Annotated in this window: 11 protein-coding genes; 1 reads left to right on the forward strand and 10 read right to left on the reverse strand. The window is 65.7% G+C overall.

Going from position 1 to position 11,118, the window contains the following annotated elements:
• Positions 1–350 precede the first annotated feature (350 nt).
• The 6 genes from EOA29_RS12625 to rsfS form a co-directional block, all read right to left on the reverse strand.
• Complete coding sequence (locus EOA29_RS12625) at positions 351–869, reverse strand: RNA pyrophosphohydrolase (RefSeq protein ID WP_126091386.1); 519 nt, start codon at positions 867–869, stop codon at positions 351–353.
• A gap of 34 nt (positions 870–903) precedes the next feature.
• Positions 904–2,097 (reverse strand): divergent polysaccharide deacetylase family protein, encoded by a 1,194-nt coding sequence (locus tag EOA29_RS12630; RefSeq protein ID WP_126091385.1) that lies wholly within the window; start codon positions 2,095–2,097, stop codon positions 904–906.
• 189 nt (positions 2,098–2,286) lie between these two features.
• Positions 2,287–3,618 carry a S41 family peptidase gene (locus tag EOA29_RS12635; RefSeq protein ID WP_189350485.1) on the reverse strand — a complete coding sequence of 444 codons (1,332 nt, stop codon included), beginning with the start codon at positions 3,616–3,618 and terminating at the stop codon, positions 2,287–2,289.
• Position 3,619: 1 nt separating this feature from the next.
• Positions 3,620–4,954 (reverse strand): murein hydrolase activator EnvC, encoded by a 1,335-nt coding sequence (locus EOA29_RS12640; protein ID WP_126091384.1) that lies wholly within the window; start codon positions 4,952–4,954, stop codon positions 3,620–3,622.
• 150 nt (positions 4,955–5,104) lie between these two features.
• A complete protein-coding gene (gene rlmH / locus EOA29_RS12645; protein ID WP_126091383.1) occupies positions 5,105–5,587 on the reverse strand; it encodes a 23S rRNA (pseudouridine(1915)-N(3))-methyltransferase RlmH in 483 nt (160 codons plus the stop codon).
• A gap of 61 nt (positions 5,588–5,648) precedes the next feature.
• Positions 5,649–6,026 (reverse strand): ribosome silencing factor, encoded by a 378-nt coding sequence (rsfS, locus tag EOA29_RS12650; RefSeq protein ID WP_126091382.1) that lies wholly within the window; start codon positions 6,024–6,026, stop codon positions 5,649–5,651.
• 241 nt (positions 6,027–6,267) lie between these two features.
• Between rsfS and EOA29_RS12655 the strand changes: the two genes are divergently transcribed.
• Complete coding sequence (locus tag EOA29_RS12655) at positions 6,268–7,119, forward strand: mechanosensitive ion channel domain-containing protein (protein ID WP_126091381.1); 852 nt, start codon at positions 6,268–6,270, stop codon at positions 7,117–7,119.
• A gap of 15 nt (positions 7,120–7,134) precedes the next feature.
• Here the strand turns inward: EOA29_RS12655 and EOA29_RS12660 are convergent, their stop codons facing one another.
• The 4 genes from EOA29_RS12660 to EOA29_RS12685 form a co-directional block, all read right to left on the reverse strand.
• Positions 7,135–8,421, reverse strand: coding sequence for an MFS transporter (locus EOA29_RS12660; RefSeq protein WP_126091380.1), 1,287 nt, complete (start codon positions 8,419–8,421; stop codon positions 7,135–7,137).
• Between the two features lie 217 nt (positions 8,422–8,638).
• The gene (locus EOA29_RS12670) at positions 8,639–9,226 is read right to left on the reverse strand and encodes a nicotinate-nucleotide adenylyltransferase (protein WP_126095705.1); all 588 of its coding nucleotides are present in this window, start codon (positions 9,224–9,226) and stop codon (positions 8,639–8,641) included.
• A gap of 249 nt (positions 9,227–9,475) precedes the next feature.
• On the reverse strand, positions 9,476–10,762 hold the full coding sequence (locus EOA29_RS12680) for a glutamate-5-semialdehyde dehydrogenase (RefSeq protein WP_126091378.1): 1,287 nt from the start codon (positions 10,760–10,762) through the stop codon (positions 9,476–9,478).
• Positions 10,763–10,780: 18 nt separating this feature from the next.
• A partial coding sequence (locus tag EOA29_RS12685; RefSeq protein WP_348628878.1) for a PUA domain-containing protein occupies positions 10,781–11,118 on the reverse strand: 338 nt, incomplete at its 5' end.

An 11,118-nucleotide genomic window follows, 5' to 3' on the forward strand; every position in this document is an offset into this window, starting at 1 on the left:
TGTCGACGCCGGCGCTGCCCCTCATCGCCCTGCCGGGCACTTCGCCCCGTATAGTGACGGGGAGAAGGGGCTGACCCCAACTTCCGCGCCTCTTTTTTGCAACGCGGGTGATTGGCGAAACCGGCGATGAGAGCGCCCCTCTCCCCGTCACTATACGGGGAGAGGATGCCGGCAGGCAGGTGAGGGGCGGGCGCTGACGCTCGGCTAAGGTGCGCTTGCCATGCGTTGTTCATGTCTGCCTCTTATTTGCGGCGCATCGGCATCAACATCAATAGAGCCTGATCCCGAACAGTGCGAACCCTTTTTCAGCTGTCCTGATCGGGACGCCTCCGGCACCCGCAAACTCGCCACTATGAGGCCAGGTGCTGAAATGCGGCCACCACCTGCTCGTAGACCTGGCGCTTGAACGGCACGATCAGGTCGGGCAATTCCTGCATCGGCCGCCATGACCATTGATCGAATTCGGCCTTGTGGCCGCCCGGCGGCGGGTTGATCCGGATCTCGCTCTCGTCGCCCTCGAAGCGGTAGGCGAACCATTTCTGCGTCTGGCCGCGATAGCGCCCCTTGAAGGCGACGCCGACCAGATGCGGCGGCAGGTCGTAGTTGATCCAGTGCGGCGCCTCAGCAAGCAGCGACACGCTGCGCATGCCGGTCTCCTCATGAAGCTCCCGCTCGGCCGCGGTAAGCGGCTCCTCGCCCTTGTCGATGCCGCCTTGCGGCATCTGCCAGAGTTTCGTGGTGCCGGAAAACTCGCTGTCCGGCTCGGCGATGCGGTGTCCGACCCAGACCAGCCCGGCGCGGTTGAGGATCATCAGTCCTACACAGGGACGATAAGGCAGCGTCTCGGGATCGATCATTTTCTTGGACATTTCCTGGATTCCAGCATCGGCGAGAGCCCGATGACTAGCCTTTTTGCGGATCGATGGCGACAGCCGAGATCGGCACGATCTCGATGCCGCGCTTCTTCGCCTCGGCCACCCAGGACGTCACCGTGTCGACGGTGATATCGAAAGCCGAGCCGATGCCCACGGCGGTGCCCTTGGCGCGGGCAGTCGCTTCCAGACTGTCCAGCTTCTTGAGGATCTCGCCGCGATCCTGCACCGCGTCGATCGCCATGTCGCCGGCCACGAAAGGCACGCCGTCCTTGAGCGCAAGGTCGGGCGCCAGGCTCCGCGCGGACGAGCCGTCGTCGACATAGGCAAGCCCTCGCTTGCCGAGTTCGGCCATGAACGGTCCCATCGCGTTTGCATCGGCCGAAAAGCGCGCGCCCATATAGTTCATGACGCCGGTGTAGTTGGTCGTCCGCGACAGCGCCCAGCGCAGGCTATTCAGGTTCTCGTCCGGGCTCGCCGAGACCGTCAGCGTGTTGCGCCCCGGATTGACGCTCGGATAGTCGAACGGCTCGAGCGGTATCTGCATGACGATCTCATGCCCGCTCTGCCGCGCCGCCTGCATCCAGCGGCCGATGCTGTTGCCCTGCGGCGCGAAGGCAAGCGTCACCTCGGCCGGCAGCTTGGCGATCGCCGCCTGCGTGCCGGTCTGCGATACCGCGAGCCCGCCGATGACGATCGCCACGCGAGCGCCGCGCGCGCCGGACCACGGCCGCGCATAGACGTCGAACGGCCGCCTGCCGTCGGCTGAACGGATCGGCAGCGGACCGCTGTCGCTGGGCTCGATCAGCGCCCTGTCGGGAAGATGCGCGACTTTGAGATTCTGGCCGAGCGTCGAAGGATCGCGGATGATGATCCCCGCCTTGGGGGGACCATCACCCTCCTCGGTCTGGACATGGATGATCTGCGGGCCGCCGCTGTTCATCGGTGTGCTCGCCGTGGGGTTCGCCGTCGCCACCTCGGCCGGCGCCGGCGCCGGTGTCGGCGCGGGGGTTGGCGCCACGGCCACCTTCGGCGTCGAAACGGCTATCTCTTCCGGCTTGCGGAACGGTTTTTCACGCAACGCGATCGCACCTGAAACGCCGATCACGGCGAGGATGGCGACCGCCGCGCCAAGCGTGCCGGCGCCGAGGCCGCGCGGGGCAGGGCGCTGAGGCCGGAGCGTCTGCCCGAGCGGGCGTTCGATGTCCTTGCCGGTGTCAGCCAAGCCGCATCCCCAAGCCCGCAATCCAGCCGATCGAATCCTCAGCCGTCACGTGCGAAAAAACCCTCGGCGCCCCAGCGCCTGTTCCCGAATCAACTTGTCCCCGAATCAAACTGCCGGAACCTCGCGGTTCCGGCAGCATCGCATCGCTTCGGTCGGTCGGCCAGAGTCTTCCTCCGGCCGCGCCGCCAATTACTGGTTCAGCACGGCCTTGTCCGGGTTCGGCGGGAACGACGGATCGGTCTTTTGGCCGCGCAGAAGCTGCTCGGCATAGATCAGCTGCAGGTCGTCCTTCGGTTCCGGCGGCACATAGGCGGCAGAGCCCGAGCCGGTGGAGCTCTCGTCGGCACCCTTGATGTGGCCCTTGAGGTCGGATTCGCCGCGGGTCAGGTCCCTGCCCTGCAGGTCCGGCGGCAGCGGCTGGTCGACCTTGATGTCGGGCGTGATGCCCTTGCCCTGGATCGACTTGCCCGACGGCGTGTAATAGAGCGCCGTAGTCAGCCTGAGCGCGCCATTCTCGCCGAGCGGGATGATGGTCTGCACCGAGCCCTTGCCGAAGGACTGCGTACCGACGACGGTGGCGCGGCGCAGATCCTGCAGCGCGCCGGCGACGATCTCGGACGCGCTCGCCGAGCCGCCATTGACCAGCACGATCAGCGGCTTGCCGCCGATGTCGTCGTTCTGCTTCGGCTTGGCGTCGAAGCGGGTGACGTCCTTCGGGTCGCGGCCGCGGGTCGAAACGATCTCGCCGCGCTTCAGGAAGGCGTCCGACACGCTTACCGCCTGGTCGAGCAGGCCGCCCGGATTGAGGCGCAGATCGAGCACATAACCCTTCAGCTTGTCGTTCGGCACCTGCTTCTTGATGTTCTCGATGGCGTTCTCGAGATCGTCATAGGTCTTTTCGGTGAAGGAGGTGATCTTCATGTAGCCGACGTCGTTCTCGACCCGGTACTTCACCGCCTTGACCTTGATGATGTCGCGCACGACCGTCAGCTCGATCGGCTTGTCGGCGCCCTGGCGCAGGATGGTGAGCTTGATCGGCGTGTTGACCGGACCGCGCATCTTCTCGACGGCGTCGTTGAGGGTGAGGCCGCGCACCTCCTCGCCGTCGATCTTGGCGATGTAGTCGCCGGCAAGCACGCCCGCCTTGGCGGCCGGCGTGTCGTCGATCGGCGTGATCACCTTGACGAGGTCATTTTCCATGGTGACCTCGATGCCGAGGCCGCCGAACTCGCCCTTGGTCTGCACGCGCATGTCCTGCGCCTGCTCCGCGTTCATGTAGGAGGAGTGCGGATCGAGCGAGGCGAGCATGCCGTTGATGGCGTTCTCGACCAGCGATTTGTCATCCGGCGGCGTCACATACTGCGCGCGCACGCGCTCGAAGATATCGCCGAAGATCGCCAGTTGCTTGTATGTCTCGGAGCCCGCAGCGTTCGCCGCCGAGCCGGGTGCGCCGTAGACCAGGCTCATTGCCGATGCGCCTATCAGCGCGCCGGCAAACAGAAGCGACAATTTCCGCATCATTTCACGTCCTTCCAGAAAATCGGTCCGCCCACCAAGGGGCCGGATCGACGGGTTTTCCATCCTTGCGGAACTCGACATAGAGCTCCAGCGTGGCATTTCCATTCTGCGAGGCCGAAGTGCTTGCCACCCGGGCCTCTCCCATCGCGCCGACCGGTTCTCCTGCGAGCACCGACTGGCCAGTCGCGACGCTGATTCTGCTCATCCCTGCCAGGACGACATGATACCCATCGCCCGCATTGAGGATCAAGAGTTGACCATACGAGCGAAACGGCCCCGCATAAAGCACGTTTCCATCCGCCGGCGCGGTGACGATGGCCCCCGATTGTGTCGCAACCATGTCGCCCTGCATCATCGCGCCATTGCCGTCGTCGGTCCCGAAGCGCCGTTTGATCTTGCCGATGACCGGCAGCGCAATCTGGCCCTGGAGCGCCGCGAACGGAGCCGAAGCGGTCAAACGGTTGCCCTCCGGCACCAGCGGCGGGGCAGGCTCGGTCGTGGACGCCGTCGTATCGCTGTCCGTCGATTTCCGCTCCGCCGCCTTGGCCTGGTCGGCCGCCTTGCGCGCCTTGTCGGCTTCGAGCGAGGCGATGAGATCCTTGAGGCTGCCGGCCCTGGCCGCCAGTTGCTGCGAATGCTGCTGTTCGGCGGCCAAAGCCGTCTCCGTGTCGGCCTGCAGCTTTTTCTTGGCTTCGAGCAGCATGGTGAGCCGCTTCTTTTCCGCCGTCTGCTCGGTGACGGCGGCGGTGAGCCGCGCCCGTTCGGCTTCGATCGAGGCCGTCACCCGCGTCTGTTCCTTGAGGTCGGACAGCAGCTTATCGGTCTGCTGGCGCAGTTCAGGCACCACGGCGCCGAGCAGGATGGCGCTGCGCACCGACGAGAGCGCGTCCTCCGGCTTGACCAGGATCGCCGGCGGCGGATTGAGCCCCATGCGCTGCAGCGCGCCGAGAACTTCGGCCAGCACGTCGCGGCGCGCGACCAACGAGGCGTGCAGCTTCTCTTCCTCGGCCTTCAGCCCTTCCAGCCTGGCGCCGATATCCTCGATGTCCTGGCCGAGCTTCTGCTCGGTCATCGCCGACTGGATGAGCGCGGCGCTGATCGAGGCATGGTCCTTCTTGACCGTCGCGACATCGGCGGCGAGCTTGGCCAGCCGCTCGGAAGAGAGCGTGATTTCCTTCGAAACCTGCTCGTACTCGGCGCGGTTCTGGTCGGGATCCGGCGCGAGAGCCAGCGTGTTTTCCGCCGCCCGGGCCGGCCCAAGCGCAAGCACGGCGGCGACGAGGGTCAGGCCGCAGCGGCTGCGCCAGGCGCGCGTTCTCGAATTCCAGCCTTCAGACATCAGGCCTCGACTCTATCGCCCGCTTCGTTAACGAACCATCAACCATGTTGGAAGCAACCGCAACAATGTGATGCCGGGCCATTGAGGCGGAAATCCGGGCAGACGGAGGTGATCCCCAGCTTTCGGGGGGGTGATATCGCGGACGACGACTCAAGAGCGGTGATAGGGGTGTCCGGAAAGGATCGTGGCGATCCGGTACAGTTGCTCGCCGAGCATGACGCGCACCAGCTGGTGCGGCCAGGTCAAGGCCCCGAAAGACAGCACCAGATCGGCCTGCTCGCGCAAGGATTTGTCGTGGCCGTCGGCGCCGCCGATCGCAATGACCAGCGCCTTGCGGCCGCCGTCGCGCAACTGGCCGATGCGGGCAGCCAGATCCTCGGAGGTCAACGACTTGCCGCGTTCGTCGAGCAGGATGAGCACGGCGCCCGGCTGCAACTGGGCCTGCAGCTTCTGGCCCTCCTCGCGGCGGCGCTCGTCGGCGCTCTGGCCGCGGCTCTCGGAGGTCTCGACGATGCCCGCGAATTCCAGCCCGACCGCAGGCCCGCTCTTGGCGAAGCGCTCGAAATAGCGGCCGGCCAGCTCTCTCTCGGGGCCGGTCTTCATCCGGCCCACGGCATGAACGGTAACCTTCATCCTCGCCTCGGCGAGCCCTCGATCGGCGCCGGACCGGAACGGTCACGGCACGGGACATGGCTCAGTGCAAGGTCTCTTCCTCGAGGTCCGGCGCCTGCCACATCTTTTCGAGATTGTAGAATTCGCGGACTTCGGGACGGAAGACGTGGACGATGATGTCGCCCGAATCGATCAGGACCCAGTCGGCGCTGGCCAGCCCCTCGACGCGCGCCATGCCGAGACCGGCATCCTTGAGCGCCTTGAGGAGATGATCGGCGACAGCCGAGACATGACGGTGCGATCGGCCCGAGGCGATGACCATATAGTCGCCGAGGCTCGATTTACCCTGGATGTCGATTGAGACGATGTTTTCGGCCTTGGAGTCTTCCAGACTGGCAAGGACTGTCTTGATGGCGAGGGACGCAGCATCGCTTCCGCTGATCCCGGCCGGCGAAGGCACGATATCGGCCTTCTTCCGCAGCGCTGTTCTCAGTGTGTTTCCTTTCCCAACAAGAACAACCAAATCACCCGGCAAATCAGGTGACACCACTTAGATAGGCAGAGTTCCGTTGCAGTTTCAAGACGGACGCCTCTGCCGGCGCCAACGCAGCACCCTTCGACAGGTTCCGCAGTCTCGAAAAAATCGGAACCCTTTGCGCCTGGCACGGGTTATCGGCTCAAAGACCAATGGGGACTTCACCATGCCGACAGACCCGCAAGACGCACTTCTCATCGTCCAGGCCGGGCTTGCGCAGCTCTCTACACTCATCGTTTCCTATTCCTTCTCGGCAATCGGCGCGGTCATCCTCCTGGTGGTCGGCTATTTCGTCGCCGGCCTTGCCGAGCGCTCGATCTTCGCGGGCCTCAGCCACATCCACGGCTTCGACGCGACGCTTCGCCATTTCTTCTCGAAGATCGTCCGCTACGCCATCCTGATCCTTGTCGTCATCATGGTGCTCGGCCAGTTCGGTGTGCAGACGGCGTCCATCATCGCCGCCATCGGCGCCATCGGCCTGGCCATCGGACTGGCGCTGCAGGGCACGCTGCAGAACATCGCCGCCGGCATCATGCTGCTTGCGCTGCGACCCTTCCGCATCGGCGAATCCGTCGAGGTCGGCTCGGTCGCCGGCACGGTCGAGGAGATCGGTCTGTTCGCGACCAAGCTGCGCACCGTCGAAGGCGTCTACATCCTGGCGCCCAACTCGACGCTGTGGAACCAGCCGGTGCGAAACTTCACCCGCAACGGCGTCCGCCGCACCGACATCAGCTTGAGCATCGGTTCGTGGAACGACATCGACCGCGGACAGAAGGCGCTGCTTGGCATCGCCGGCGCCGAAAAGCGCATCCGGCGCGAGCCGGCGCCGATCGCCTTCGTGGCGAGCCTCGGTGAGAATACGGTTTCGCTCACCTTGCGCTATTGGACGTCGGCGGCCGACTACTTCGCCACCCAGGCCGACATGACCAAGCGCGCCAAGCAGGCCTTCGACAACGAGGGCATTTCGATCCCGTTGCCGCCGCCCGAGGCGCCGTCGCCGGAGGCTAGCAAGCATTAGAGCAGTCAGAATTTTTCAGTCGTTGGTCCGCCGTGGCTCATCGTCCGGCGCGAAGGCGAGTTCCACCGGCAGGGGCGTCTGCGCCGACATCGGCGCGAAGCTGCCGGTGACGGCAGCGGGCGTTGGCCGCGCCGCAAACACCCGCCACAGCACGAACAGGCAGAACGCCGAAGCGATGAAGATGCCGACATAGATGAAGGTCTCGGTGCCGAAGATGGCCGAAAGCGCCGTCACGAGGCCGGGCACGATGAAGCCGGACAGCGACCAGGCAAACAGCAGCGAGCTCGACAGCGCCAGCAGCTCGTCCTTCCTGGCGCGGTCGGCGGCATGCGCGCTGGAGAGCGAATAGATCGATTCCGATGCTCCGTCCCAGATGAGGTAGATCACCACCAGCGCCATCAGCGCTCCGCCGTCGAAGACAATGGCGAGCAGGCTCGCCGCCACCGCGAGCGCCGCCGCGCCCGCCAGCACGTAGCGACGGTCGGTGCGGTCCGAGAGCCAGCCGAGCGGTATCTGCAGGATCAGCGTGCCGACCGGCATCGCCGACAAAAGCAGCGCCACATCCGCCTGGCTGTAACCCCTGGCGGTGGCGTGGATCGGCGCGAAACCGGAAATGATCATCGACAGGCCGCCGACGGCCAGCATGCCGACGACGCCGACCGGCGAAATTCGCCAGGCCTGGCCGAGCGCCACCGAAGCGGCCTGCGGCGCGGGTGGCTGGGCAAGCCGCGTCATGCCGACCGGCAGGATCGACAGCGCGGTAAAGGCGATGCCGATCAGCGGCACCGCCGCCGTATGGATATCGACCGCGGCCAGCGTTGCATAACCGACGCCCAGCCCGCCAATATAGGCGACGTAGAATACCGCCATGACCCGGCCGCGTATGGCATTCGGCAAGGCATCGTTGAGCCAGCTCTGCGCGACGATGAAGAGGCCGCAGATGGCAAAGCCGTAGAGCGCCCGCGCCGCGATCCACAGCAGCGGGATCGGTCCGGCGCCGATCGCGACGTTGGAGAGGGCGATCAGCGCCGAAAGCACCATGAACGCGCGCGCATGGCCGACCCTGCGCACCAATGGTCCGGTCAGGATGCAGCCGGCAAGCCCGCCGGCCGAAAGGCCGGTGACGATCAGCCCGGCCCAGGTCGGGTCGAAGCCATCGGCGCCGAGCCGCACGGGAATGAAGGCGAACATCAGCCCGTTGCCGATCGCGATCAGCGCCATCGACAGAATGACGCTGGCAATGGCAATCAGCGGCGCCGATTGCGCGCCCGGATCAGCGGTGGTGCGACTCTTTTCCAGCATGCTTTGCAGCATCGCTCAGCGGAAACCGGAAAGCCGCTGTAAAAGCGACATGGCGCGCCTTCTCCTTCTCCCCTTGTGGGAGAAGGTGGATTGCCGCAAAGCGGCAAGACGGATGAGGGGTGCTCCAGCGGAGTGAGACGCTGGCGTTCCCTGGAACACCCCTCATCCGTCGCCTTCGGCGACACCTTCTCCCACAAGGGGAGAAGGGGGAACTCGCCTACCCCTTCGCCGCGTTGCGGATCGCGGTGGAGGACAGCGACGAGCGCGGACCATGGATGAAGGTCCAGGCTGGCGCCCGCATGCGGGCAAGCAGCGGTGCGTCGCCTTCGTCGATGCGGGCATAGTCGAAGGTCTTGGCGACGACCGAAGACAGGAAGGAGAGCGTCGCCCCCGGGCGATCGATGACCGCGATCGGGAAGGTCAGCACGATCTCGCGCCAGCGCTGCCAGTGGTGGAAGTCGCGCAAACTGTCCGCGCCCATGATCCAGACGAAATCGACGCCCGGATTGCGCGCCTTGATCAGCGCCAGGGTGTCGGCGGTATAGCGGACATGATGCGCCGCCTCGAAGGCGGTGACCTTGATCTTCGGATTCCTGGCGATCTTCTCGGACCGCACGACGCGTTCGGCGAGCGGGGCGAGTTCGCGCGCGCTTTTCAACGGATTGCCGGGCGTCACGATCCACCAGAGCTGGTCGAGCGCCAGCCGCCTCAGCGCAATTTCCGCGACCAGCGCATGGCCGGCATGCGGCGGGTTGAACGAGCCGCCGAACAGGCCGACGGCGAGGCCGCGCCCGGCGTGGGGCATGCGCAAGTAGGGAGCGGGGACAGGTTGCTCGGGCTGGTAAAGCATGGCGCTAGGCACCCCCCTCTGTCCTGCCGGACATCTCCCCCGCAAGGGGGGAGATCAGCAGCTTCTGTGAAGGCACGAATTTTGCAGCGCCGGCGATTGGCGAAGGGAATTGTGGCAGTCGATCTCCCCCCTTGCGGGGGAGATGCCCGGCAGGGCAGAGGGGGGTGGCTGGGCGCAAGCGTCAGGCCTTTGGAGCGAAAAAGATCACGGCCTCACCTGTCCCGACCCGCGCACGCGGTATTTGAACGAGGTCAGCTGCTCGACGCCGACCGGCCCGCGCGCATGCATCTTGCCGGTGGCGATGCCGATTTCGGCGCCCATGCCGAACTCGCCGCCGTCGGCGAATTGTGTCGAGGCGTTGTGCAGCAGGATCGCCGAGTCGATCTCGTTGAAGAATCTTTCGACCGCTTGCGTATCCTCGGCGATGATCGCCTCGGTGTGGTGCGAGGAGAAAGTCTCGATATGGTCGATCGCGCCGGCGACGCCGTCGACCAGCTTCACCGCGATGATGGCGTCGAGATATTCCGTCACCCAGTCGGCATCGGTCGCCGGGCTGGCGTCGGAGAAAGCCTGCATCACCTCGACGTCCGCATGGATATCGCAGCCGGCGGCGCGCAGCGCTTCGAGGATCGGCACCAGATGGGTGGGCGCCACCGCGCGGTCGACCAGCAGCGTCTCGGCCGCACCGCAGACGCCGGTGCGCCGCATCTTGGCGTTGACGGCGATCTTCACCGCCATGTCGAGCTTTGCCGAGCGGTCGACATAGAGATGGCAGATGCCTTCGAGATGGGCGAAGACCGGCACCCGCGCCTCGTTCTGCACACGCGCGACAAGGCTCTTTCCGCCGCGCGGGATGATGACGTCGAGATTGCCGCTCAAGCCTTTGAGCATCTCGCCGACGGCGGCGCGGTCGGTGGTCGCCACCAGTTGGATGGCATCTTCCGGCAGACCGGCGGCCTTCAGCCCTTCGGCCATGCAGGCATGGATGGCGACCGACGAATTGATCGAATCCGATCCGCCGCGCAGGATCACCGGATTGCCCGCCTTCAGGCAGAGCGCGCCTGCATCGGCCGTCACGTTCGGCCGGCTTTCATAGATGACGCCGATAACGCCGAGCGGCGTGCGAACGCGCTCGATGTGGAGGCCGTTCGGCCGATCCCATTCGGCAATGACGTCGCCGACCGGATCCTTGAGCGCGGCGATCTCGCGGATGCCGTCGGCCATGGCCTTGATGCGCGGTGGCGTCAGCTTCAGCCGGTCCATGAAGGATGCCGACAGCCCCGCTTCCTGGCCATTCGACATGTCGATGGCGTTGGCCTCGAGGATCGCCTGCTCGTTGCGCAGGATGGCGTCGGCCATGGCGGCTAAAGCAGCATTCTTGGCCGCGGTCGTGGCGACGGCCAACGGTCGGGCGGCAGTCCGGGCGCGGCGGCCGATGTCGGCCATTGTTGCCACGGTGTCTTCCCCGGATTTTTCATGCAGCTTCAGCATGGTTCATCCTCCGCTGGGTCATTCGCTGGCCAATACTTGGTCGCCGGCGACGCTTACCACAAGGTCGTCGCGATGGATCATCGCCGAGCGGGCCTCGTAGCCGAGCACATTTTCGATCTCGGCCGTCTTCAAACCCGCGATCCTTACGGCATCGGCGGCATCATAGGCAACCAGCCCGCGCGCGATCTCGCGGCCCTCGGGCGACAGGATCGCCACCGTGTCGCCGCGCGAGAAATTGCCGCTGACCAGCTTGACGCCGGCGGGCAGCAGCGACTTGCCCGACTTCAGCGCGCCGACGGCGCCGGCATCGACGGTGAGCCGGCCGGCCGGCTCGAGCTGCCCGGCGATCCAGGTCT

This window comes from Mesorhizobium sp. M1E.F.Ca.ET.063.01.1.1 (assembly GCF_003998155.1).
In the GTDB taxonomy this organism is placed as follows: Bacteria; Pseudomonadota; Alphaproteobacteria; order Rhizobiales; family Rhizobiaceae; genus Mesorhizobium.